The organism is Thiomicrorhabdus chilensis DSM 12352 (assembly GCF_000483485.1).
GTDB lineage: Bacteria > Pseudomonadota > Gammaproteobacteria > Thiomicrospirales > Thiomicrospiraceae > Thiomicrorhabdus > Thiomicrorhabdus chilensis.
This window is the reverse complement of the sequence record NZ_KI519609.1, coordinates 77,978-103,766: the sequence shown is the minus strand read 5'-3', so window position 1 is coordinate 103,766 and position 25,789 is coordinate 77,978. Positions and strand designations below refer to the sequence as shown.

General features: G+C 46.1%; 24 protein-coding genes. 13 read left to right on the top strand and 11 right to left on the bottom strand.

Annotated elements, in window-relative coordinates; all coding sequences use genetic code 11:
* The first annotated feature begins 26 nt into the window (after positions 1-26).
* Positions 27-2,882, top strand: a complete 2,856-nt coding sequence (gene polA / locus B076_RS0100460; protein ID WP_028485575.1) for a DNA polymerase I — start codon at positions 27-29, stop codon at positions 2,880-2,882.
* Between the two features lie 96 nt (positions 2,883-2,978).
* Positions 2,979-3,722 (top strand): hypothetical protein, encoded by a 744-nt coding sequence (locus B076_RS12860; RefSeq protein ID WP_051347075.1) that lies wholly within the window; start codon positions 2,979-2,981, stop codon positions 3,720-3,722.
* A gap of 83 nt (positions 3,723-3,805) precedes the next feature.
* Here the strand turns inward: B076_RS12860 and yihA are convergent, their stop codons facing one another.
* Positions 3,806-4,435 (bottom strand): ribosome biogenesis GTP-binding protein YihA/YsxC, encoded by a 630-nt coding sequence (gene yihA / locus B076_RS0100450; protein ID WP_028485574.1) that lies wholly within the window; start codon positions 4,433-4,435, stop codon positions 3,806-3,808.
* 121 nt (positions 4,436-4,556) lie between these two features.
* Here yihA and B076_RS0100445 point away from each other — a divergent pair, with 121 nt between their 5' ends.
* From B076_RS0100445 to B076_RS0100420, 5 genes are all read left to right on the top strand, one after another.
* On the top strand, positions 4,557-6,602 hold the full coding sequence (locus B076_RS0100445) for a cytochrome c biogenesis protein ResB (RefSeq protein WP_028485573.1): 2,046 nt from the start codon (positions 4,557-4,559) through the stop codon (positions 6,600-6,602).
* A gap of 12 nt (positions 6,603-6,614) precedes the next feature.
* Positions 6,615-7,793 (top strand): c-type cytochrome biogenesis protein CcsB, encoded by a 1,179-nt coding sequence (gene ccsB / locus B076_RS0100440; RefSeq protein WP_028485572.1) that lies wholly within the window; start codon positions 6,615-6,617, stop codon positions 7,791-7,793.
* 44 nt (positions 7,794-7,837) lie between these two features.
* Positions 7,838-8,470, top strand: a complete 633-nt coding sequence (locus tag B076_RS0100435; protein ID WP_028485571.1) for a thiol:disulfide interchange protein DsbA/DsbL — start codon at positions 7,838-7,840, stop codon at positions 8,468-8,470.
* A 170-nt stretch (positions 8,471-8,640) separates the two neighbouring features.
* Positions 8,641-10,287, top strand: coding sequence for an acetolactate synthase large subunit (locus tag B076_RS0100430; protein WP_028485570.1), 1,647 nt, complete (start codon positions 8,641-8,643; stop codon positions 10,285-10,287).
* Between the two features lie 99 nt (positions 10,288-10,386).
* Entirely contained in the window at positions 10,387-10,728 is a 342-nt protein-coding gene (locus B076_RS0100420; RefSeq protein WP_028485569.1) for a hypothetical protein, read from the top strand.
* Positions 10,729-10,757: 29 nt separating this feature from the next.
* Here B076_RS0100420 and B076_RS0100415 read toward each other — a convergent pair whose 3' ends face one another.
* Positions 10,758-11,369, bottom strand: coding sequence for a nitroreductase family protein (locus B076_RS0100415; RefSeq protein ID WP_028485568.1), 612 nt, complete (start codon positions 11,367-11,369; stop codon positions 10,758-10,760).
* Positions 11,370-11,721: 352 nt separating this feature from the next.
* Here B076_RS0100415 and B076_RS0100410 point away from each other — a divergent pair, with 352 nt between their 5' ends.
* Together B076_RS0100410 and B076_RS11625 are read left to right on the top strand one after the other, a co-directional pair.
* Positions 11,722-12,657: a hydrogen peroxide-inducible genes activator gene (locus B076_RS0100410; protein WP_028485567.1), complete on the top strand. Its 936-nt coding sequence runs from the start codon at positions 11,722-11,724 to the stop codon at positions 12,655-12,657.
* A 105-nt stretch (positions 12,658-12,762) separates the two neighbouring features.
* A complete protein-coding gene (locus tag B076_RS11625) occupies positions 12,763-13,488 on the top strand; it encodes an MlaA family lipoprotein (protein WP_084205775.1) in 726 nt (241 codons plus the stop codon).
* A 104-nt stretch (positions 13,489-13,592) separates the two neighbouring features.
* Here the strand turns inward: B076_RS11625 and B076_RS0100400 are convergent, their stop codons facing one another.
* The 6 genes from B076_RS0100400 to B076_RS0100375 are packed head-to-tail and all read right to left on the bottom strand — an operon-like array spanning position 13,593 to position 19,463.
* Positions 13,593-13,907, bottom strand: a complete 315-nt coding sequence (locus B076_RS0100400) for a Na+/H+ antiporter subunit G (protein ID WP_028485566.1) — start codon at positions 13,905-13,907, stop codon at positions 13,593-13,595.
* A gap of 37 nt (positions 13,908-13,944) precedes the next feature.
* Positions 13,945-14,214: a K+/H+ antiporter subunit F gene (locus B076_RS0100395; protein WP_028485565.1), complete on the bottom strand. Its 270-nt coding sequence runs from the start codon at positions 14,212-14,214 to the stop codon at positions 13,945-13,947.
* The gene (locus B076_RS0100390; RefSeq protein ID WP_038150258.1) at positions 14,208-14,723 is read right to left on the bottom strand and encodes a Na+/H+ antiporter subunit E; all 516 of its coding nucleotides are present in this window, start codon (positions 14,721-14,723) and stop codon (positions 14,208-14,210) included. The genes B076_RS0100395 and B076_RS0100390 overlap by 7 nt, the downstream gene beginning before the upstream one ends.
* 2 nt (positions 14,724-14,725) lie before the next feature.
* On the bottom strand, positions 14,726-16,243 hold the full coding sequence (locus B076_RS0100385; protein WP_028485563.1) for a monovalent cation/H+ antiporter subunit D: 1,518 nt from the start codon (positions 16,241-16,243) through the stop codon (positions 14,726-14,728).
* A complete protein-coding gene (locus B076_RS0100380; RefSeq protein ID WP_028485562.1) occupies positions 16,240-16,629 on the bottom strand; it encodes a Na+/H+ antiporter subunit C in 390 nt (129 codons plus the stop codon). The genes B076_RS0100385 and B076_RS0100380 overlap by 4 nt, the downstream gene beginning before the upstream one ends.
* The gene (locus B076_RS0100375) at positions 16,629-19,463 is read right to left on the bottom strand and encodes a monovalent cation/H+ antiporter subunit A (protein WP_028485561.1); all 2,835 of its coding nucleotides are present in this window, start codon (positions 19,461-19,463) and stop codon (positions 16,629-16,631) included. Before B076_RS0100375 ends, B076_RS0100380 begins: the two co-directional genes overlap by 1 nt.
* Positions 19,464-19,678: 215 nt before the next feature.
* On the opposite strand from B076_RS0100375, the gene B076_RS11620 reads away from it, so the two are divergent.
* From B076_RS11620 to B076_RS0100355, 4 genes are all read left to right on the top strand, one after another.
* A complete protein-coding gene (locus B076_RS11620) occupies positions 19,679-21,322 on the top strand; it encodes a cation:proton antiporter (protein WP_038150255.1) in 1,644 nt (547 codons plus the stop codon).
* A 30-nt stretch (positions 21,323-21,352) separates the two neighbouring features.
* Positions 21,353-22,306, top strand: coding sequence for a universal stress protein (locus B076_RS0100365; protein WP_169721400.1), 954 nt, complete (start codon positions 21,353-21,355; stop codon positions 22,304-22,306).
* Between the two features lie 12 nt (positions 22,307-22,318).
* Entirely contained in the window at positions 22,319-22,942 is a 624-nt protein-coding gene (locus B076_RS11615) for a metallophosphatase domain-containing protein (RefSeq protein ID WP_038150254.1), read from the top strand.
* A gap of 243 nt (positions 22,943-23,185) precedes the next feature.
* A complete protein-coding gene (locus B076_RS0100355; RefSeq protein WP_028485559.1) occupies positions 23,186-24,013 on the top strand; it encodes a DUF2189 domain-containing protein in 828 nt (275 codons plus the stop codon).
* A gap of 89 nt (positions 24,014-24,102) precedes the next feature.
* On the opposite strand, the gene B076_RS0100350 is transcribed toward B076_RS0100355, so the two are convergent.
* The 3 genes from B076_RS0100350 to B076_RS0100340 form a co-directional block, all read right to left on the bottom strand.
* Positions 24,103-24,531, bottom strand: a complete 429-nt coding sequence (locus B076_RS0100350; protein ID WP_028485558.1) for a tautomerase family protein — start codon at positions 24,529-24,531, stop codon at positions 24,103-24,105.
* Positions 24,532-24,659: 128 nt separating this feature from the next.
* Positions 24,660-25,118, bottom strand: coding sequence for an NUDIX domain-containing protein (locus B076_RS0100345; protein WP_028485557.1), 459 nt, complete (start codon positions 25,116-25,118; stop codon positions 24,660-24,662).
* Between the two features lie 121 nt (positions 25,119-25,239).
* On the bottom strand, positions 25,240-25,719 hold the full coding sequence (locus B076_RS0100340; protein WP_028485556.1) for an Lrp/AsnC family transcriptional regulator: 480 nt from the start codon (positions 25,717-25,719) through the stop codon (positions 25,240-25,242).
* Between the last annotated feature and the right edge of the window lie 70 nt (positions 25,720-25,789).

Here is a 25,789-nt window from a genome sequence, read left to right as displayed (position 1 = left end):
ACAATTTTACCATAACAGGCAAACAAATGACCCAATCGAATGTGCAACCAGATGTACAAGCCAATGCACCTCTGATCACCAACCCGGATAGCCCATTTATTTTAGTGGACGGCTCCTCCTACCTCTTCCGGGCATTTCATGCCATGCCACCCTTGACCAATTCCAAAGGTCAGGCCACCGGCGCGATATTCGGGGTGGTCAATATGCTGGGTAAACTACTCTCTCAATACCAGCCTGAAAAGATGGCGGTGATCTTTGACGCCAAAGGCAAAACCTTTCGTCACGACATGTACAGCGAATACAAAGCACACCGCCCGCCCATGCCCGAAGAGTTGAGCAGCCAGATCGCCCCTTTGCACGAAATCGTCAAAGCCATGGGGTTACCGCTGTTTGTCATAGAAGGTGTGGAAGCGGACGATGTCATCGGCACCCTTGCCCATCAAGCGACTGAAGCCCAACACGATACCCTGATTTCCACCGGGGACAAGGATATGGCGCAATTGGTCAATGAACACATCACCTTGATCAACACCATGAACGATGCCCTCTCCACCCCTGAAACCGTGGTAGAGAAATTCGGCGTACGCCCCGACCAGATCATCGACTACTTGGCACTGGTCGGCGACACCTCCGACAATATCCCAGGCATTCCCAAATGTGGACCCAAAACCGCGGTTAAATGGCTCAATGCACATGGAAACATCGATCGACTGATTGAAAACGCCGATATGATTGGCGGTAAAATCGGTGAAAACCTGCGTAACAACCTCGATCAACTGGCGTTATCACGCGAACTCACCACCATTAAGATCGATTGTGATCTGCCGGTACACCTCGAAGACATCAACCGCCAACCGGCCGATCTGGCCAAACTGCAGGAATTGTTTGCCGAATATGAATTCAAAACCTGGCTCAACCAGGTCATGCAAGGAAACCCGCCCTTTTCAAAATCCAACGGCGCCAAGGCGCACAGCCAAACTCTTACCAAGAAAAACAGTGCCGCCTCATCCGGTCAATCCGAAGCTGTCGTGAATTCAAATCACAGCTCTGAAATGAAAAACTCCGAACCTTACGAGACCGTATTGACTCAAGAACAGTTTGAAAAGTGGATGACACGTTTACACAAAGCCGATTTAATAACCGTAGACACCGAAACCACTTCGCTGAATACCATGGAAGCGCAAATTGTCGGTTTGTGTTTTGCCGTGGTTGAAAATAAAACCCGACAGGCCTGCTACATTCCACTGGCTCACGATTACGAAGGCGCACCTGAACAACTGGATAAGAAAACGGTTCTGGAAAAAGTTAAACCCATTCTGGAGAACCCTGATGTCGCTAAATGCGGGCAAAATCTTAAATATGATTGGCATGTGTTTCAAAATCACGGTATCACACTAAAAGGCATAAAATTCGACACCATGCTTGAATCCTACACCTTGAACAGTGTCGCCACCCGTCACAATATGGACGATTTGGCACTTAAATACCTGAATCATCGCACCATTCATTTCGAAGAGATTGCTGGTAAAGGCAAAAAACAGCTGACTTTCAATCAAATTGAAATTGAGACCGCCTCCCCTTACGCCGCAGAAGATGCCGATGTCACTTTACAGCTTCACGAAACACTTTGGCAACAATTGGAAGCAGAACCCAGCCTGAAATCGGTTTTTACCGACATTGAAATGCCTTTAATGCCGGTATTGGCGCACATGGAACGCAACGGCGTGCTCATCGACACCGACATGCTGGCCAAACAAAGTCTGGAAATCACCGAAAAACTCGGCAAACTCGAACAGCAAGCGCACTTGATTGCTGGTGAAGTCTTCAATCTAAACTCTTCCAAACAGTTGCAAGTCATTCTGTTTGAGAACCTGGAGCTTCCGGTCATCAAGAAAACCCCAAAAGGCCAGCCATCGACCGCAGAACCGGTATTGGCTGAGCTGGCCGAGCAAGGCCACGAGATGCCCAACCTGATTCTGGAATACCGCAGCCTGGCGAAACTCAAATCCACCTATACGGATTCTCTGCCTAAACAGATCAATTCCAATACAGGACGGGTGCATACCTCCTACCAGCAGGCGGTGGCCTCCACCGGCCGTTTATCATCCACTGAACCCAACCTGCAGAACATACCGGTGCGTTCACCCGAAGGCCGTCGTATTCGCCAAGCTTTCATTGCCGAACCCGGTTACCAGTTGATCGCCGCCGACTATTCTCAGATCGAGTTGCGCATCATGGCGCATCTTTCCGGTGACGAAGGCTTGCTTAATGCTTTTGCTCAAGGAAAAGACATCCATAAGGCTACTGCTGCCGAAATTTTCGGTGTGCCGCTTGATGCGGTCACTTCCGAACAACGCCGTAGCGCCAAGGCGGTCAACTTCGGTCTAATCTACGGCATGTCGGCATTCGGTTTGGCAAAACAGCTCAACGTCTCGCGAAATCTGGCTCAGGAATACATCAACCTTTACTTTGCACGCTATCCCGGTGTGCTCAGCTATATGGACACCACCAAAGAAAACGCCAAAGCCAACGGTTATGTGGAAACCCTAATGGGGCGGCGCCTTTATCTGCCGGACATCAACGCCCGCAACGGCCAATTGCGCCAATATGCGGAACGCACCGCCATCAACGCCCCCATGCAAGGCACTGCGGCCGACATCATCAAAACCGCCATGATCCGCATCGAATCTTGGTTGGACAACTGCCCGTTCGACATCAAAATGATCATGCAGGTACACGATGAACTGGTGTTTGAAGTGGCTGAAAAAGACAGGGAAGCCGTCATACCTCATATTAAAGAGCTGATGGAATCTGCATTGGATCTCAAGGTACCGTTGATTGTCGATATCGGACAAGGCAAAAACTGGGATGAAGCCCATTAAATTTCAGATCCGGAAAAATCAATTTGGACAGGCCTGCCTGTTTTCAAACATGATGTATTTGGATCCTATTCATTACCTATTCTCTGGAGAAACCCCATGATTTTGTCACATAAAAACCTAAAAAACCTGTTATTGGGCTCATGTTTAGTGGCCACAGCCCTAAATGTGCAAGCCGATAACAATATCGACAGCCTGACATTCGATTCAAGAAATGATTTTGAAAACTTTTCTGAAAGCGTCACCAATATTTTCAACCATAAAACCCTGTTCCCTGCCGAACAACTTGGCTTGACCGGGTTTGATGTCGGGGCGTCCGTGAGTTTCGCACAAAGCGCTTACAAACTCTCCAATCAAAGCAAACGTGACCAGGAAATACTGCCTATATACAGCCTGCACGCCATCAAAGGCTTGCCGGGCGGGTTCGATGTGGGTCTGCACTACAACCTGCTTGCAGACAGCAAAGCTTCCAGCTGGAGTGCCGAAGTGCGCTACGCCTTAATCGAAGGTGGCACGGCGAAACCGGCTGTTTCGTTGAGTGGAAACTACACCAAAGGTTCCGGCATCAAAGCCTTGAATTTCAGCAGTTACGGCGTGGATTTGGGCATCTCCAAAGGCTTTGCCAATTTAACCCCTTACGCAGGAATCGGCCTGGTTTTGGCCAATGTCGATCCCGAAGTTGAAAACACCAATACGACGGTTGACCTGAAAACCGAAAACCTCTCTTTGATGAAATTCTCAGCCGGATTGAATGTCAATTTGCTCTTTATGGATGTTCTGGTCGGCTATAACCAGATTGGTGAAAATGCCACCTATTCATTAAAAGCGGGGTATCGTTTCTAAACCATCGAAACATTTTATGCATTAAAAAAAGGCCTCATTTGAGGCCTTTTTTAATGGTTGAACGAGGGGGGACTTCCACACCGTCAATCGGACTTATTCTCTTTGACCGGACGTTCATAATCCATCCATTCGTCCAACTTGTTCCACACTTGTGTGAGGCCTTCACGCTTTAAGGACGAGAACAGTTGAGCCGAAGCATGCGGATATTCTTCTTTCAATAACTTTTGTAACTTCAGCAAATTTGCTTTTGCCGGCCCTTTTTTGAGTTTATCGGACTTGGTCAACAACACATGCACCGGCAACTTCAAATCCTGAGTCCAATCCAGCATCACCAAATCGATCTCGGTGGGCGGCATGCGACAATCCATCAATAAAATCAACCCCTTAAGGCACTTTCTTTTCTCAATGTATTCCGACAATCCTTCTTCCCAGGCACGTTTGATCTTGATGTTCACTTTGGCAAAGCCGTAACCCGGCAGATCCACCAACCGACGTTCAGGATCACATTCGAAAAAGTTGATCAGCTGGGTGCGACCCGGCGTTTTACTGGTTCGGGCCAATCCTCTTTGCGAAGTGATGACATTCAACGCGCTGGATTTACCGGCATTGGAACGACCGGCAAATGCGACTTCATAACCTTCATCTTCGGGACACAATGCCAAGGTCGGCACACTTTTCAAATAGGTTGCTTTTTGATACAGAGGGTGTTGCATAGAATATTCTTTAATACTTTATCAATGGTTTGCATAAGTATATACTCTACAATCTTTTTAAATAACATTATTCAGAGGTCGGGTATCTTCTAGCCCCTTAAACCCCTGTATTTATAGGCTTATGACACAAAAAAACTTTTCTCAAAAAGCGTCATCTCACCCTAAAAAAAGTAGAGTTCTACTCGACTTTTTAGGCTCCATGAATCTGGCGGTCACCCTGTTGGTGATGCTGTCGATTGCTTCGGTGATTGGAACGGTTTTGCAACAAAACCAAACTTTCCAGGATTACATCATCAAGTTCGGGCCTTTTTGGGCAGATGTGTTCAACAGTCTGGGCCTTTATCATGTATACGGTGCAGCCTGGTTTGTATTAGTATTGGTGTTTTTGCTGCTCTCAACCAGTGTGTGTGTCACCCGCAATACGCCGACCTTTCTGAAAGACATAAAACAGTTCAGTGAAAAACTCTCTGTCAACGCACTGAAACACCAGCCGAACCACGCCACTTTTGAGAGTACCAACAGCCAACAAACCGAAATCGAACGTGCTCAGGCATTGCTCAAAACCAATGGTTACAAAACCAAAGTTCACCATAAAGACGATGGCGGTGTCACCGTTGCCGGCTTGAAAGGCCGTTGGAATCGATTGGGGTATTTCTTCACCCACATTTCCATTATTGTCATCTGTGTCGGCGCTTTGCTGGACAGTAACCTGCTGCTGAAATACCGCGAACTGACCGGGGATTTGATTCCAGAAACCCGCACCGTGTCTTTGGACAAGGTTGAACAAACCGCCTGGATGGGACCGGAGAACCTCTCTTTCCGCGGTTCTGTGAATGTGCCGGAAGGGCAAAAAACCGATGTGTTATTTCTGCCTTATGAAAACGGTTACCTGGTTCAGAAACTGCCGTTCAGCATTGATGTGAAAGATTTCCGCATCGAATATTACGATACCGGTATGCCTAAATCCTACGAAAGCGACCTGATTCTGACCGACCCCGAACTGGACGAACCCATCGTCAAAACCATCGCGGTCAATCATCCGCTCTATTACAAGAATTATGCGATCTATCAGTCTTCGTTTGGCGATGGCGGTTCGATTCTCAATTTGGATGTCCATCCGCTGTTGTCTCCAATCGAGAACGTCATGCCGTTGGAAACGGCCGTGAACAAGGTAGAGCCCTTGAAAACGCCGATCGGCAAATTTAGAGTAGAGATCAACGACTTCCGTTTGTTCAACATGGTACCCACCACTGAGGAAGAGAAAGCTCAAACCGGTAAGAAATTCCACAACAACGGCCCTTCTATAATATTCAAGGTTCGTAATGAACAAGGTAAGGCCTGGGAATACGAAAACTATATGATGCCGAGCCTTCAGGAAGATCGTTGGTTCTTTATGACCGGAGTACGCACCATCAACAGCGAACCTTTCCGCTACCTGTTCATCCCGGCCGATGCCAACAAAACAAAGACCCGTTTTTTCCAGTTCTTGGCGCTCGTAAACAATCCGGTCGAGACCAGTAAAATCTTAAGGGATGCTTTCCCAAAAACCGAACAGATCACTGACAAAACCTATGAATTGCAAATCAAACTGATGCAGCAATTGATGAACCTGTTCCGAGCCAAAGGCTTTGAAGGTATTACTGAATTCGTGAATAAAAATGTCCCTGAAAAAGAACGCGAGCAAGTGGCCGAATACTATTTCAGTCAATCAAGCTTTGCCTTACAGAGCCTTTATCTGACCATATTGCAAAAAGAAGGTGTGAAACTCGCAGCCGATCAGGACATCTCCGATTTTGACAAAATCTGGTTTGAAGATGCGCTTAATGCTTTCAACGGCTTGTCGCGATACGGACCGCCAATGTATTTTGAATTGAAATCCTTCAAACAAATTCAGGCAACCGGATTGCAAATCACCAAATCTCCCGGTAAAGATGTGGTTTATTTTGGGAGTGCAATGCTTATAATCGGGGTGTTCTTCCTATTCTATGTGCGTCAAAAACGCATTTGGATACACATTCAAGCAAACGATGAAAATGAAAATAATGATTCAGTGGAGATTACCGTAGCCGGCAAGGACAATAAACCTTTGCCTGAAACGGAAATCGAATTCAACGAGCTTGTTAAGCAGATTCAACAACCGACCCATAACCCAACAAAAACAGCTTAAAGGTAGCAAACCATGCAAACAGAAAGCGTTACTCATGAGTTTAATTCATCAAAACAAAAGGCTTTTGGCTTCAGAGATGTAGCCTGGGCGCTTTTCGTCATTGTGGGTAGTTATTTAGCCTGGAACCAATACGGCTCCTTAATGGATATCTACGAAGACGCAATTTTGGCGGGTGCCGCCATCGGACTGATCTGGCTTGGGCGCATGTGGCCGAGTTTTCAGCCACTCACGGTTGTCGTAGCCTTATTGAGTGTTTTAGCGATCTATACCTATCAAGCGCATGGAGACGTCATTACTGCCAACGAGCAGGCTTTTTTCCTCAAATACCTGATCTCCAGCCAATCGGCGATCATGTGGATGAACGCCCTTTTCATTCTCGCTATGGTGGCCTATTTTCTGGCACTTTATCAAAAGTCCGAATTTACCGGAAAAGTCGCCACTTCAATGGTGTGGAGTGCGTCTGCATTCGGTCTGATCGGCATGATGGTTCGCTGGCGCGAATCCTATATAATCAATATGGATTACGGCCATATTCCGGTCAGTAGCCTGTACGAAGTCTTCATTCTGTTTGTGGTCATGACCGCACTGATTTATCTGTATTACGAACAAAAATACAAAACCCGCACCTTGGGTGGTTTTGTAATGTTGGTCATTGCCGCCGCTGTCGGTTTTATCCTGTGGTATACCTTTGACCGTGAAGCCCATGTTATCCAACCACTGGTACCGGCATTGAAAAGCTGGTGGATGAAAATCCACGTTCCAGCAAACTTCATCGGTTATGGTACTTTCTCGATTGCCGCGATGGTGGGTCTCGCCTATTTAATCACCGCCAAAGTCGCTGAAAAAAACCCGGACAGCACATTCGTAAAACGCATGCCTTCATTGGAGCTGATGGATGATGTCATGTATAAAAACATCGCTCTTGGTTTTGCCTTCTTCACCATTGCGACGGTGTTGGGCGCCATGTGGGCGGCTGAAGCTTGGGGCGGATACTGGTCTTGGGATCCAAAAGAAACCTGGGCTCTGATTGTCTGGTTAAACTATGCCGCTTGGTTGCATATCCGTATGTCTAAAGGCTGGCGCGGCAAGCCAATGGCCTGGTGGGCATTGATTGGCTTGTTGATCACCACTTTCGCCTTCTTAGGGGTTAACATGTTCCTATCGGGACTGCACTCCTACGGTGAGCTTTAAGCTCAATAGATCCACTTAACGTTAAATGAACTGAAGAGGTTTTCATGATACGCAGAACTTGGTTAAAAACCTTGGTTTTCACAACCTTTATGGCTTTGTTTTCCAGCGTTTCGTTCGCTCAGGATGAGTTCGATTTTGCAGAAGGCGTGGAATATAAAAAAATTCCACAGCCACAATCGATCGCACCCCATCAAAAACAGGTGACCGAAGTCTTTTATTATGGCTGCCCACACTGCTTTCATTTGGAGCCCAGCATTCATGAATGGCTTAAAACCAAACCTGCCAATGTCGATTTTGAACAAGTACCCGCCGTATTAAACAATCCTAATTGGATTTTTATGGCTAAGGTTTACTACACCGCCAAAGAACTCGGCGTGATAGAACAATCGCATCTGCCTTTTTTCACGGCTTTGCATCAAGATAAAAAACCGCTTTTCACGGTTGAAGCCATTGCTGAATTCTTCACTCAGTTTGGAATCAAGGAAGCCGATTTTATTGCAACATTCAAAAGTTTTAAAGTCGATCAACTGGTTAGAAATGCCATGAAAGTGACCCAATCTTACGGTATTGAAGGTGTTCCTGCTGTAATCGTTAACGGCCAATACTTAACGGATGTGCCAATGGCGCACAGTAAAGACAGAATGTGGAAGGTGGTTGATTACTTGACCAACAAGTAACCCCATCGAACGTTTAAGGAGTTTAAAAGGGGAATATTTTCCCCTTTTTTTATGCTCGAAATAACCCTTTTTAAGATAAATTTTAATCTAAACGATTCCATATTCCATCCAGGCCTGTTATTTTTAACAAGGTCTGAAATTCAATGATGTAACAGTAAAGCGAGTGGTGCATGAAAGCGGCAAAATTATTTGTTCAATGTCTGGAAAATGAAGGGGTTGAATTCATTTTCGGAATACCCGGAGAAGAGAATCTAGACATTATGGATGCTTTGCTGGATTCAAAAATCCAGTTCATCACCACACGTCACGAACAAGGCGCCGCTTTTATGGCCGATGTTTACGGACGTTTGACGGGACGTGCCGGAGTTTGTCTCTCCACGCTCGGACCCGGGGCCACCAATCTGGTCACTGGCGTGGCTGACGCCAATATGGACAACGCCCCTCTGGTCGCCATAGCGGGTCAAGCAGCCACCACTCGTATGCATAAAGAATCCCACCAGGTGGTGGATCTGGTAAGCATGTTCAAACCCATCACCAAATATGCCACCCAAGTACTGGAACCGGAAACCATACCGGAAGTTGTGCGTAAGGCTTTCAAACTGGCGGAAGCGGAAAAACCGGGTGCGACCTTCATCGACCTTCCAGAAAATATCACTGAAATGGATACTGATGAAACCCCGTTGCCAACCAGTGCCAACCGTCTGACACTTGCGGATCACGAGTTATTGGAAGCGGCGGCTGAATTGATCCAAAATGCAGAATACCCTTTGATACTGGTTGGTAACGGCGCTGTTCGTGCCGAAGCCGGCCATGATCTGCAGATGTTTGTGGAAAAGCACTCTATTCCGGTGGTGAATACCTTTATGGCCAAAGGAATTATTCCTTTCTTCAAAAACGGCATGGCAATGGGTTCAGCAGGACTGCAAAAAGGTGATTACGAAAACGGCGGTTTTGAAAAAGCCGATGTGGTGATTTGTGTCGGTTTTGATATGGTTGAGTATCACCCACATCTATGGAACCCAAAACGCAACCATAAGATTATCCATATCGACACCAAAAAATCCGAAGTCGATCACAGCTATATCCCTCAAATCGAACTCATCGGCAACATCGGCCGTAACCTTTCGGCCCTGGGAGAATTAATCCCCAAACCTCAAAGAAACAGCTTGATCGACTTTCCGCTGAGGGACGCCATGATCAAAGAGATGAATCGCTGCTCAACCAGCACCGACTGGCCAATGCTGCCGCAAAAAATCATCTGGGATCTGCGTACCGCTATGAAAAAAGCCGATATCGCCATTTGTGACGTGGGGGCCCATAAAATGTGGATGGCACGTATGTTCCGCTGTGATTTACCCAACACTTGCATCATCTCTAACGGTTTTGCAGGGATGGGCATTGCGGTGCCAGGGGCGATTGCCGCCAAACTCGCCTATCCGGACAAAGCGGTGGTCGCGGTGACGGGTGATGCCGGCTTCATGATGAACTCCCAAGAGATTGAAACCGCACTGCGCTGCAACGCACCAGTGGTGATCCTGATATGGAACGACAGTCAATATGGCCTGATCGAATGGAAACAGCAAAGACGTTTTGGTCGTTCGGCCTATATCGACTTTAAAAACCCGGATTTTGTTGCCTACGCCAAATCCTTCGGTGCTGAGGGGGTTCGCATTGAATCGGCAGACCAACTCTTGCCTGCACTCAAAAAAGCGCTGAATGCCAATACCGTGACCGTCATCGATTGTCCGGTCGACTACTCTCAAAATGATCGTTTAACGGCTCTATTAGGTAATGTGCTTTCTGAAATAGAAGATTAAGGAATCTCTGGTTGAATCAGAGGTTCCTTTAACAACCCGGATTTTAAAACAAGCAGGCCTGGTTGTTTTTTACCTATAATCAAACTCAAAGGAGGAGTTATGATTTTCATCCGACGTGACGTGGACGGCGAAATTTCCGAAATCGATTTTTCTCCTGGTCCAAACCTTGAAGAAATCAGTCTGTTTGATCCAAAACTCAAAGATTTTTTAAAAAACTCCCCCCACAGTGAAGAGCTGATCAAGACCGTTTTGGATAAACTGGACTTGGATATGGTGCGAGTCATTGAAGATTTGATTGAAGTATTGATCAATAAAGACATTATCCGTTTCACCGATCTGCCCAATGCGGTTCAGAATAAATTGCTCTTTAAGAAAAGCATTCGTAACTCTCTGCATGAAGAAAACAGTTTATTAGTTGAAGAAGAAACCCTGAATTTCTAAACAATCCAACAGGGCTTCAGACCTATCGGTTAATCCAGACAGGTCAGAATCTCTTCTAACGGTTTTCTTTTTGCGTTGGTCACACTGCCGCAATCGGTTTTACGATTACCCACGTATAAAGCACCAATCAGTTCGATTTTTGCAGGGTCGGTTTGCAATAAATCATGGGTTCTGGAGTCCTGTAAAATAGGACCGGTGCTCCACTGCACCCCTATTCCCTGATTCCATGCCATTAACTGGAAATTCTGAATGCCACTGGCGCAAGCGGCATAATCTTCTTTTTCAACAACTCTATCCTGTGCCAGCACCTGACCCACTAACAATATCTCCGGAATACGATTAAACTTTTGTATCGCTTTCTGATAAAAACAATCGTAATCACAAGAATCTTGCGGTAGCGCCTTTTTTTTAGCTCGATTATCGGCATAGATATGCGCCAATTTCTGTTTGTATTCCGGGCCTAACCACCAATAACGCCAAGGCTGGGTTAATTTATGATTGGGCGCCCATCTAGCCGCTTCCAAACAATTCAATAATGCCTGCCGATCAATCGGAGACTCTGCAGGATCAGTAAACTGGTAACAAGTACGTCTAGACTGAAAAAGCATTAATAAATCTGATGTGGAAAGTTCCGATTGCATTGGTTTAATTCACCTTAATCATCTAAAATGGTCTTAATGGAATTTGACTCCCATTATGATAAATCGCCCAGGCATTCACAAGCCAATAACACGGTGAATAAAATGTGTCATTTTGTGGATAAGTCACCTTTTTCCATTAACCTTATTTTTTATCCACAAAACACACACATTTATCCACGCCACTTATTTGGTGCTCTACCCACACCCTGTACACAAGCTAAGATGATGATACTGTTAAATTAATCGTATTTATCAACACAATTAGCCTCACTAAGAAGAATAAAAAGAAGAATATATAAAGAAAAATATATATATTTAATAAGTGAACAAACTTCCACAGAGAAACGTCAAAATGACCTTGAATGAATTGAAATACATCATTGCCGTCGCTAAAGAGAGACATTTTAGAAAAGCCTCCGAAACCTGTTTCGTAAGCCAACCTACTTTAAGTGTCGCCATTAAAAAACTTGAAGAAGAATTAGGCGTGATTTTATTTGAAAGACGCAAACAAGATGTATTAGTCACTCCCGTTGGAAAAAAAATCATTCAAATCGCTGAAGAGATCATCGAACGCAGTCAAGACATCAAGCAAATTGCTAAAACGGAATTGGGTGAACTGACATCAGAACTTAAAATCGGAGCGATTCATACCATTGGCCCTTATCTGTTGCCCAAGCTCATTCCCACCTTCCATCAAAAAGTTCCAAATGTGCCTCTTATCATTGAAGAAAATTACACCCATGTCTTAGCAGAAAAACTGCAAACCGGTGAATTGGATATGGTGATTCTCTCTCTTCCTTTTGACGAACCGAATATCGAAACCTTTGAACTTTATGAAGAACCCTTCAAACTCATCATTCCGAAACAGCATCCTTTAAGCGAATCAACTCAAGAAATATTTTTGAAAAAAATCGAAAACGAAACCATTTTGCTTTTAGGGGCAGGACACTGTTTTCGTGATCAGGTGGTTGAGGCCTTTCCTAATCTGATGCATCTCAATTATCAAAGCGATCGTTTGCAAAAAACCTTTGAAGGCAGTTCTTTGGAAACCATTCGATATATGGTGGCATCCGGTGCGGGTATATCTATTTTTCCATGCAGTTCGCTCTCAGAACGTGATGAAGCTCTTTTTACGGTAAAAGAGTTAAATCCCCCCGTCCCAACCAGAAAAGTTGCTCTAGCATGGCGTAAAAGCTTTCCTAGAAAGGAAATATTGGAACGGTTCAAACAATCTCTTCTAGAAATCAAACTTAACTGCACAATTCAAACCAATTCATCCAAGGTTTAGTACAATTCTTTTCATCGTTGCCAAAATTTAAATAAAAGACAAAAAATGAGATCTGCATTTAATTATTTTTTTAGTTTATTAATCGGGTTTTTAACCTTTTTATCGATGACACCCTCCTTCGCCAATTGGGAAGAGGATCTGGTTTTCAAACACGATAAAAGCATTGAATCCGATTTTAAAACCATGAATTCGAAAGATCCTTTTGAATCCTATAATCGCCAAATGTTTGCTTTCAACATGGCATTTCATGACTCCATAGGAAAACCGGCAGCGGATGTTTATTTAAATTATGTTCCTACACCGGCACAAACCGGTTTAAGCAATTTCTTCAGCAATTTGGGCATGCCGTTAAATATCGTCAACAGTTTTCTGCAGGGTAAAGTTCAACAGGGATTGGAAGGTTTTATGCGTTTTAGCCTAAACAGCACCTTGGGTTTGTTAGGATTATTGGACATTGCCACACCGGCCGGTTTGGAGCTCAAAAAAGAAGATTTGGGGCAAACCCTGTATGTTTGGGGTTTATGGGATGAGGCATCGTTTGTGATGCTGCCAATTTTAGGGCCTTATACCACACGCAGTTTGTTTGGCGATATCGGCGACAGCAGTTACGATCCGGCTTACGATTTAATCCATGAAGACTTCAATCGCAATTCTTTTGTCATTACCAAAGGCTTTATCAGCTATGCCAAAGCGGCGCCTTTGATTGAAGAATTAAAATCTCAACCCGATCCTTACATTTTCATGCGTGAAAGTTATTTGCAGTATCGAACCAATCTGATTTACGACGGTAATCCACCGCAACCCAAACTGGATGACTTCAATTTTGAATAAGAACAGATTTTAATAAAAACCCGGTTAAGACCGGGTTTTTATTGGGTTCATTTTGGACAGGCCTGTCTAAAATCAATCGATCATAAAGCTGATGAAAAGCAGATTTATTGAGGGTTTTGGGTGCGTTTTACCTGTTTGAGTTTAATGTGCATGGCGGCCTTGGCCATTAAATGCGCACTGACCGGCGCGGTAATAAACAAGAATAAACTGATTAGAATCTCATGCAGACTGGCCGATTCAGTTTTAAAGCTGAAATAGAGGGCTGAAGCCAAGAGTATGGCACCAACTCCAAGCGTAGTGGCTTTGGTTGGACCATGCAGTCGCATAAAAAAATCCGGTAATTTATACAGGCCAATCGAACCCACCAAAGTAAAAAGGGCGCCAATCAATATCAAACCGGCCAAAATCCATTCAAACATAATCGTTTCCTGTAGGGTGTAAAAACGTCATAAGAGATTATTCCATGATGTCGCCGCGAAGCAGATACTTGCTCAGTGCGACCGTGCCGACAAAGCCCATAACCGCAATTAGCAATGCCGCCTCGAAATAAAGTGGGCTGCCTTGATAAAGTCCAAACAGAATAAGCAGTGCGATGGAATTTATATACAGTGTATCCAGTGCCAATATACGGTCAGGGATGTCCGGACCTTTGATCAGACGATAGAGGCTCAGAAGCATTGCTAAGGCCACCAATACAAAACTGAGTTCCAATACGTTCTCTAACATGATTGAAATACCTCCATTAAGGGCTGCTCATAGCGTTGTTTTATTTCGTTAATGGTTTCATCCATGTTTTCCACATGCAAGCCGTGTACATACAAATAACGATGATCTTCAGATAGGTCGCAGGAGACGGTACCCGGAGTCAGGGAAATGGTGTTGGCGAGAATGCCGATTCCAAGCGGATGACGAATATCCAACTCTACGGTGATGAACGCCGGTTGCAATTTATCCTTAGGCCCTAAAATCAGTTTGGCAACAATGATGTTGGCCACCAGAATATCCCATAAAACGATGAGGATGAAACGCATCAATACCCAAGGTTTTTTCAAACAGACCTTTTCCGGCCAGAAGCCAGATGTGAGCAAAGGAATGATGACGGCCAGAATAAAACCGAGAACCATATGGCCGGCTGCCATAGTGTTGTTGAGAAGCAACCAGATCACCCATAATGCAAGGGTAAGAAAGGGATGCGGCAACAATTTTTTCCATAAAGGAACGCGATCAGTCACCATCTTTAATTTCCTCCTACGGCGCGGGTATTCAATACCGCTTGGATGTAATCACTGGATTGCCATAACTGTTGAGCGGTGGATTCTGTCAATAAAGTGATGGAGTGGGCGAATATCACTAAAATTATGCCGGTTGCAAATAACATCACTACTGCACCGTAGGCAAGGCTATTGAGACTCTCTCCCTGTGGGGCATCCGGCTGGGTATGGTAGAACATCAAAGAACCTGATCGCGCCACGGCAACAATCATCAGTAACCCCGACACCAATACAATGCCCAGTATGGTCATAAACCACTCATGATCCAATGCCGATGATAAGATCAATACCTTACCGAAAAAGCCTGATAAAGGAGGCATACCGCTCATGGCGATGGCTCCGAAAATGAAGGTTCCACCAATCAGTACCGCTTGAGGCATAGCATTGGCGCTGATGAATCGGTCGCCGATTTGGTCTCGGCCACGGGCAATGATATCCGCCAGTAAAAAGAAACCGCCGGCAATCAAAGTAGAATGGATCAGATAATAGAGACTCGCCGCAAGCGCTTCTGCTGAATTCAGCCCCAATCCAATCAGCAAGGTTGCGACCGAAGCCAGAACCAAATAAGTCACTTGTTCACGAAGTCCACGTGCCGCCATGACTCCAAGTGCTGCCAATAGCAAGGTGATAAGACCCAGTCCCAATACCCAAGGTGCATAATAATGCGCCAATTCCCCGGCACTGTCGCCAAATACCGTGCCATGAACCCGGATGATTGCATATAGCCCCACTTTGGTCATGATTGCAAACAGAGCGGCCACAGGAGCGGACGTATTCGCATAGGCTTGCGGCAGCCATAAATACAGTGGAAACATGGCGGCCTTAAGACCGAACACCACCAATAAAAGTAAACCGGCGGCGGCGATTACACCTAAATCTTCTGGTTGTGCTTGTGAAACTTTTACCGCCATATCGGCGATATTCAGGGTTCCTAAGATTCCATAAAGGGTTCCGACGGCAAACAGGAATAACGTCGAACCGATCAGATTGATGACCACATACTGCAATCCGCCTTTGGTGCGCGCCGCGCCGCCGCCATGCAACAACAAGCCGTAAGAGGCCAGCAACAGCACTTCAAAAAAGACAAACAGGTTGAAGACGTCACCGGTCATAAAAGCGCCGTTGAGGCCAAACAATTGGATTTGGAACAAAACGTGAAAATGCGAACCTTTGGCATCGATCTTACTGGTGACGGCGTACCAAAGGGCTCCAAGTGCCAGAATTGAGGTAATCAGCACCATTAAGGCCGAGAGTTGATCGAGCACCAAAACAATCCCAAAAGGCGCAACCCAATTGCCAAGGGTATAGACCTGGGTTTGGCCTTGCACCGCTTGCTGCATCAGTTCCAGCGAAATAAATGTCAGCAGTAAAACGCTGAGCATACTGAGCAAACGTTGCAGGTTGAGGCCGCCAAGACGTGCCAGAAGAATGATTATGCCGGCTAATAAGGGTGCTAAAACCGGTAAAAATGTCAGTGACATCATAGTTGTTCGTTCCTTTGAATCTGTTTCTGAACGTCTGTTTCTACGGGAATTTCACCTTCAGGACAGGATTGGCCATCCACATGATCGTTGCCGAGTTCCGAACGTGACTTGAGGGCCAGTACAATCAAAAAGGCCGTCATCCCAAAAGCGATAACAATTGCGGTTAACACCAATGCTTGTGGCAAAGGGTCAGCATATTCGGCTTGTGTCGGATCGATGACCGCAGGCAAACCGATGGTCAAACGCCCCATTGCAAATAAAAAGACGTTGACGGCATAAGCCAGCAGGGTCAAACCGAGCACCACCGGAAAGGTATGGCCGCGCAGGGTCAGAAATACACCACTGGTGGTCAAGACACCGATTATCAAGGCAATGATGAGTTCCATTAGTTTGTTTCCTCAAGCTGTTTGGACAAGGGTGAATCATGGTGTGAGGCTGTACTGAGTTTGCCTAGTTGCACCAGACTCATGACGGTGGCGCCAACAACGACTAAAAACACCCCGAGATCGAAAGCGATGGCACTGGCAATTTCAAATTCGCCCACCACCGGCCAATGGACATGGCTGAAAGCTGAGGTTAGGAAAGGATAACCCAATCCCATTGCGACCAGGCCTGTTGAAACCGCAATCAATAAACCAAAACCGATGGCCCAATGCATGTCGATTTTGAGGCGTTTCTGAGTCCATTCAATCCCATTGGCGAGATATTGCACAATCAGGGCTACCGAAGCGATCAGACCGGCGATAAAACCACCACCCGGAAGATTATGACCGCGCAGGAAGATATAGACCGCCACCAACAACATCAATGGCAAAAGTAGACGTGTCAAGGTTTGCATAATGGCGGGATGTTTGTCTGAATTCCAAATCCGTCCGTCGGCATCTTGATTGGGGGCCGGCAATGTCATGCCTTGCAACATGGCAAACACCCCTAAACCAGCTAAAGCCAATACCACAATCTCTCCCAAGGTATCAAAACCACGGAAATCCACCAATATGACATTGACCACATTGGTTCCGCCACCGCCGGGCACGCTGTTGGCCAGGAAGTAATCGGAAATCGGAGCGAAATCCCGGCTTAACACCATTAAAGTCAGCAAGGTCACGCCTACGCCGGAGACCACTGCCAAGATAGCATCCCGCCACAGGCGGGTGCGATCGGTTTCCTTTGGCGTCACTTGCGGTAGGAAATACAGTGCCAAAAGCAACAGAACAATGGTGACGACTTCAACCGAAAGTTGGGTTAATGCCAGATCGGGCGCGGAAAATTTGACGAATCCCAATGAGATAATCAGTCCGATCACCCCAATCACCACCAAACTCAGCAGGCGTTGGCGGTGCCAGATGGTTGTCATCAGGCTCGCCAATACCAAGATGGCGGCGGTCACTAGGGTGATGCCATCAAGAGGGATAAAGTCACGATCCCCTAATAGCGGTGATGAAACGCTTATGAATCCGATGATACCGGCGATTATTGAGGTCAAAATCACCCACATGGAAGCATGTTGCAGGGACCCTTTGTCGAAGCCACGGCTGACGGAGATGCTTAATTGAATGATTTTATTGAGTCCGATTTCAAAATAACGGCGGGCATCAATCGATTCCACATAACGTTCGTGGAATCGGAACAAAACATCGCGTTTGAAATACACTAATGCACCTACACCAAGCGCAATCATACTCATGATCAATGGCATGGTGATGCCATGCCAGATGGCTAAACTGTATTGTGGGGCTTCATTTTGCAAGGTGCCCACCACAGCCACATCCAACAATGGAGCAACCGTATAGATCGGCAAGATACCGACCGCCAGACAGGCAATGACCAGAAGGTCCACCGGTACTTTCATGAACCGTGGCGGTTCATGCGGTGTTTTGGGCAAATCCACCGGTTCGCCATTAAAGAATACATCGTGGATGAAACGGATTGAGTAGGCGACTGAAAAAATTCCGGCAACAGTAACCAGAGCCGGAATCAACCAGGCCATACTGTTGGCATGCGAGGCAGTAACCGCCTGGTCAAAGAACATCTCTTTACTCAGGAAACCGTTGAGCAAGGGCACGCCAGCCATGGCCGCAGAAGCGATAATGGCGAGTGCGGCGGTATGCGGCATGTATTTCAACAGGCCATTGAGTTTGCGCATGTCCCGGCTACCGGTTTCATGGTCTATGATGCCGGCGACCATAAACAAAGAGGCTTTAAAGGTGGCGTGGTTGATGATGTGGAAAATCGCGGCGACGGCCGCCAGTTGGGTGCTGAAACCGAAGAGTAGGGTAATCAGTCCCAAGTGACTGATGGTGGAATAGGCCAAGAGCCCTTTGAGGTCGTGTTTGAATAAAGCGGTATAGGCACCAATCAGCAGGGTGATCAAACCAGCCCCGCCGACCAGCCACATCCATTCCGGAGTGCCGGACAAAACCGGGAAAAAACGCGCCAGAAGGAAGATGCCCGCCTTGACCATGGTTGCCGAGTGCAGATAAGCCGAAACCGGAGTAGGGGCGGCCATGGCGTGCGGCAGCCAGAAATGGAATGGAAATTGTGCCGATTTGGTAAATACACCCAATAGAATGAGTACCAGGGTGGTTAGGTACAAAGGGTGTTCGCGTACTAAATCGCCTGCAGCCAATACATCGCTAAGTTGGTAACTGCCTACAATATGGCCTAACAGCAGTACTCCCCCCAATAAAGCCAATCCCCCGGCTCCGGTAATCGCCAAAGCCATACGCGCCCCTTGACGAGCGTCTTCACGGTGTTGCCAATAGCTGATCAGCAGGAAAGAGGTAATCGAAGTCAGTTCCCAGAAAACCACCAGTTGCAACAGGTTTTCCGACAGTACGATGCCCAGCATTGACCCCATGAACATCAACAGATAGGCGAAAAAGCGTCCCATGCAATCTTTAGTGGCCAGGTAATAACGGGCATAAACAATCACCAGCAGGCCGATTACCAGAATCAGTAGAGCAAATAACAGAGATAAACCGTCCAGTCGGAATGCGAACTGCAAACCAATCGAATCAATCCATGACCAACTCTGTACCAGAGTTTGGCTGGAAAACGGCAGTGACATGGCCGGAGCAAGCAGCGCCAAGGTTAAAATGGTGACACCCGCACTGGTGTATGCTGCCGCTAGACGGTTAAGTTTGGAAGCCATGGCGGCGAAAATCGCGCCAACAAATGGCAACAGCACAACCAAAGGAAGATTGAAATCCAGAAAATTCATCGCTCTCTATGCCTACTATAAGGGTATTTTATAACCTGAAAAGACTACCATAAACCCGCGTTTAGTCAAAATTTTAGAATGCTGTATAAAACGATGAAGCCTAGTTAAATGGCTATTTTAGTGTTTTCTAATTTTACGATTCGCTCTGTTGGCTTTTGATAAGATGATGGAAACCAGGTTTTCAAACGTCGAAATTAGGGCGTAATAGAGGTGACATGTTTGAAAGTGCCTTTTTAGAGTTCAGCGTATTATTGGGTATCTCTGCGGTGATGGGGTTATTGGCCGTACAGTTGCGCCAACCCCTGATAGTGGCTTTTATTGCGGTGGGAATTTTGGTAGGTCCCTCGGCTTTGGGTTTGATTGAGAGCAGTGAAAAACTTGAACTGCTCGCCCATTTGGGCATTGCCATACTGCTGTTTGTGGTGGGTCTGAAGTTGGATCTGCACATTATCCGAACTTTAGGCATGGTCGCGCTCTTAACCGGGTTGGGACAGGTCGTGTTTACTTCCGTAGTGGGGTTTTTCATTGCACTCGCATTGGGTTTGAGTCCCATTGGCGCTTTGTATGTCGCCGTCGCACTGACTTTTTCCAGTACGATTATTATCGTCAAACTGTTGTCTGATAAACGTGAACTGGATGCTTTGCATGGTCGTATCGCCATCGGTTTTTTGATTGTTCAGGACATCGTCGTGGTTTTGGCAATGATTGCTTTGACCGCCTTGGGCCAATCCTCTCAAAGTGGCAATCTCACTTACGAAGTTTTGATGGTGCTGATTAAAGGACTTTTGATGCTGGTTGTGGTGGCGTTGCTGATGCGTTACTTGATTCCACCTTTATTGAGCCGTTTGGCACGTTCGCCTGAATTGTTGATTCTGTTTGCTATTGCATGGGCTGTCCTGGGAGCCTCTGCCGGGTATACGCTTGGTTTCAGTCAGGAAGTGGGGGCGTTTCTGGCCGGTATCTCCTTGGCTTCCACTCATTATCGCGAATTGATCGGCGCCCGTTTAGTGAGTTTGCGTGATTTTTTGCTGTTGTTTTTTTTCATCAATCTTGGCGCTAATTTGGATATGAGCACCCTGGGCTTGCAGATTGTCCCGGCAATGATCCTGTCTGTGTTTGTACTGATCGGTAATCCTCTGATCGTGATGGTGATTATGGGCTACATAGGATATCGCAAACGTACTGGGTTTTTAGCCGGTTTGACGGTGGCGCAAATCAGTGAGTTCTCGTTGATATTGGCCGCATTAGGTTTCACTTTGGGGCATATTGATCAGGCCACGGTCGGTTTGATTACCTTGGTGGGCCTGATTACCATTTCCGCTTCGACCTATATGATTCTCTACTCACAAAAACTGTATGAAAAACTGGCCCCTTTTTTGGGGGTTTTCGAACGTGTTACACCTTTTAGGGAAGTGGAGTTGGATCAACAGCCTGTGGCGCAATCTACCGATGTGATTCTGTTCGGTTTGGGCCGTTTGGGTATGCAGATCGCACAAAGCCTGCAAACCAAAGGGTTAAACGTGCTAGCGGTGGATTTTAATCCCGAACTGCTGCAAACCACCGCACAACATGGTGTGCCTACCCGTTACGGTGATGCTGAAGATCCCGAGTTCATTCTCAGTCTGCCTCTGTCTGAAGCGCAATGGGTGGTCAGCACTTTGCGCGAACGTCCAATTAATCTGGCATTGCTTAAATCCTTGGAGGAAGCGGGTTATCGAGGCAAGAGCGCGATGGCCGCACACCATCAGTCGGACAGCGATGATTTGTTGAAACAGGGCGCGGACATCACGTTGATTCCTTATCAGGATGCGGCGCTTGAGGCGGTGACGCGTATTTTAAAATTGTCCAAAATGGAGTAGGTTATGGGCACTATAAAGACAATCATTTTTGTGTCTGAAAAACCCTTGCAAGAGGAACAGGCGTTGTTTTCCTGGGCACTGGAATTGGCCGCCAAGCATCAGGCATTTTTGAAGGTGATTCGGATTCTGCCAGCTGTATCCCCCGGTTTGGCTTCCTGGCTTCAGAATAGCACGCCAATGACATTGCAGCAGCAGCAACAAGAAAAACAGGTTGCTTTGTTTCAGCCTTGGTTGCTGCAGGCCGAGCAGGTCAAGGTGAAGATGTCGTTTGACGTGCAATTCGGCAAACTCTTTTTTAAGGTGATTGAGCAGGTATTGGATTTGGATGCCGATCTGGTGGTTAAGTTGGCCGATGATGCCGAAAGCACGCATCACTCCTTGTTTGGTAGTCAGGACCTACATCTGCTGCGTAAGTGTCCTTGTGCCATACTGCTGCATAAAGGAAACGCCATTTTGCCTTATCAAAATGTGGTGGCCAGCATTGATGTGGATGTGAATAATCTGATTGACGGCAATGATGATACATCCAAAATAGAACTGGATTCACATCGTTTGAACGGGCGCATACTGAATTGGGCAAAACGGCTCCATCCCGTTCCGGGGCTTAAGGTGATTCATGCTTGGCAGTCTGAAGCGGAGGAATTGGTGTATCACTGGAATACCGACTGGACGGAACTGGATATGTTGAAATTTAATGAAAAAGAGCGTGAATTGCACCAAAAAGCCATGGATTTGGAAGTGGAGTCTTTTCGCCATAATGATCCCAAAATGCAGACCTTCTTGCCAAAAGGTGTGCCGCAAAAGGCGATTCTGAACTGGTTGGAAGACAACCCATGCGATCTTCTGGTGATGGGAACCGTAGCGCGAGTCGGCGTGGCAGGCTGGTTTATAGGCAACACCGCAGAGGAAATTCTGCAGCAGGTAAACTGCTCCGTGCTGGCGATTAAACCCAAAGGATTTGTCACACCGGTTAAGGTCGAATAAAAGAAGGTGTTTATGAAAATTCTTTGTTTGAGTGACACCCACGGTTATCACCGTAAACTTGAACCGTTACCAGAAGCCGACGTGGTCGTGCATAGTGGCGATTTCAGCCACCTTGGCAATGTTTGGCACACTGAAGATTTTTTGGATTGGTTCCGCAGTTTGCCGATTCGGCATAAGGTGTTGATTGCCGGCAATCATGATATTGAATTTTATCAAAACTGGCAGTTTTCCCAGGCGGGTGAAAACAAGAAGCTGCCTTTTGATTTGGAGGGCATCCATTATCTTATGGATGATTCCGTGGTGTTGGACGGCATCAAGTTTTACGGTTCTCCCTGGCAGCCCGAATTTTGTGACATGGCCTTTAATTTACCGAGAAGCGGTTTTGAGTTAGAGCAGGCCTGGTCAAAAATTCCTTCGGATACACAGGTTTTGCTCACACATACCCCGCCATCCGGTATGTTGGATCAGACCCGTTCAGGATTTCATGCAGGTTGTGAACATCTGGCTGTACGCATTCAGCAGTTAAGACAGTTAAAGTTACATGTCTTCGGTCACATCCATGAAGCTACCGGTACAGCCGATGAGAACGGGGTTACTTTTGTGAATGCTTTTAAGTTCAGTTGCATTGAAATTTAGCGTATTTAATTAAATAAGATATCGTTAATATATATTAACTCTATGAATATAAAACTTTTTATAGATAAAATTTATTTCCTAGTAAACGGCTAGGTTATTATAATGTGAATCAAGGTTGTACAAATTATCTACAAAAGTACCCTTAGATTTCGCTTTGATGAATATTTTTTTATCTAGCCGATGAATTTGATGTTTCCAATCATTCACCGACTTTAAACTTTGTCTTTTGACAGGGAGGAAGGTATGGCACATGCAATTCAAGATCCACTTCACACACATCATCATTACACCGAAAAAGGTGAACATCTCATCTCCAGTGAGGCCAAAATCAGCGATATAGGAAGCTGGCTCAAACGCGGTTGGCTGGATATGGCCCATGCACCTTTGGCCTCGCTGTTTTATGGTTTGCTCATGACCTTATTTGTGATGACGGTCTATCTGTTTTTTAAAGAAACGCCGATCCTGATGTTTACCGTGGCGACATCGTTTGTGATGATCGCACCGTTTTTGGCGACGGGTCTATATTTTATCGCCAATCAATTGGAAAAAGGCGAGTCTCCTAATCTGATTAAATCCTTGTATGCTTGGCGGCACAACGCCACCGAATTTGCATTGTTTGCGGTGACGTTGGGGGTGATTATTGCGATCTGGTCACGGATTACTCCGCTGATTGCGGGGATCGTCAAGTCTCAATCCCTGTTGATCGTGAACCCTGACCTTGGGTTGATGGGCTTTTTGAGCTCTGATGCTGGTTTGCAGTTTCTGGTAGCTTTCATGGTTATTGGAGCCATTGTGGCGGCCTTTGCCTTTGCAATCAGTGTGGTGACCATTCCATTGTTGCTCAAAGACGATAAAATCGGCTTTATTTCCAGTATGGTCATCAGTTGGAAAGTGGTCATGGAAAATAAACTGGTCATGGCGGTTTGGGCTTTTACCATCGCCGCTTTGGTAACTGTGGGCTTGCTGACCCTTGGAGTCGCCATGGTGGTTGTGATGCCACTGTTGGGCTTTGCCAGCTGGCATGCGTTTACCGATCTGGTGGAGATCGATGAATCCTACCAAGAATCCTAAACGGATGTTTAAGTTGTAATGAGTTTGCCTTTTAGCTGTGTTAGAAGGCGTCAGTCAGGCCGAATCCAAATAGGGTTCGGCTTTTTTGTTTAGCTTTGTAGCATCTTTAGAAGGTCATTGCGACGGTAAATTTGACCCGCTCCGCCCCAGTTGCCATCTTCAACCTCGTGAAACATTACCCAGATTCTGGCCGCATTCAGAGTGTTGAAAGCGGTGCTTTCCAGATCTAATATCAGCGTGGTGAATCGGTGGGTCAGGGTCTCTTTATGATGATCCTGCAAGGTGTCGGCAAAAACCGTGACATCAAATCGGTAGTGCGCTTTTGTGGTGGGGCTTCCCCCCATAAAAAAATCGTTTTGATTAGCGTGTTTCAAGTAGACCCAAGTAAGTTTTCTGGCTCCTGGGTTGTCTTGCATGCCTTCCAGTTCCAGTAATATATCGGTTGCCTTGTTTGCCAACTCTTGTTCCTCTTCGTTCGAAAACTGACTGTTTGGCAGAGTGATTTCTATTAACGGCATGGATTCGTCTCTATATTCAAAAGAATGACTTCAGACTAATCTTGCGGCATTGCAACTAGATGAAATTTTCGGAATTCGTTCTAATTTTTGAAAATGAACAGGCCTGTCTCGGCTCATACAAGACTTGGTTATTCGAATAAACCTAAATAGACCGGTCTGTCTGGCAGGGTGCGGCTTTGCAATATGCCAGACAAAACAGGCGGATCAAGCGTCAGTTGTTCAAGTGCATTTAAGGCGATCCATTCCACTGAATGCTGATGAGGGTCGGGATGAAAGCCGTTTTGAGGGGAATAGTCGCCCATAATTTCACACAAAAAGGCAAATTCGATTTTATGTTTTAGTTCATTTGGTTGTGTTTTTGAAGGGCGGGTATGTTCATAGAGACTTAACAAGCCTTTTACTTCTACTGTGGCGGCCACCTCTTCCAGGGCCTCGCGCTTGACGGTATTTTGCAAACTTTCACCCGCCTCTTGAGTGCCTCCGGGTAGTGTGTAAACGACCACACCATTTTCGTATTGTTTTTTTATCAGCAACACCTTGTCATTTTGGATGATGACTGCTTTGGCGCAATTTTTAGACTTCACCATGCTGAATCCCTCTTGATGTGCCTGTTTGAGTAAATTAAAAGATGTTTATTTTTTATACTCTTATTTGCACTCATTGGCAATGTTGGCGCTGTCTCATGACCAGGCCTGCCGATTTCCAAAATCAGATTGGAATCGCGGTTTTGTCTACCACTTTGCGCAATACAAAGCTGGTGTGAACGCCGCTTACGCCTTCAATTTGGGTAACGTGGTTCAATAATAGGTCTTGATAGGCTTCCAAGTCCTTGACCACAACCTTGAGCTGATAATCAGCGGTTTGCCCGGTCAATAACAAACACTCCAACACGTTAGGCAGGGATTGAACTTTGGATTCAAATTCCTGAAATCGCTCTTTGGTGTGTTTGTCCATGGAGATGTGGATCAAGGCCATCAGGTCCAATCCCAGTTTTTTGGCATCGAGCAGGGCACGATACCCGATAATCACTCCAGACTCTTCCAAAGCCTTGAAACGCCGCAAGCAGGCTGAAGGAGAGAGACCGATCTGGTCCGCCATCTCCTGGTTGCTGAGCCTTCCGTTGTTTTGCAAGGCGTTCAATATGGCTTTGTCGTAGGAATCTAGTTGGGATGAATGATTTGTTGTCATAGTCTTTTATATAAAAATATTATTGTTATGTTTTGTATTATTTAAGCATAAAGTTGTTGTTTGTGTGTAA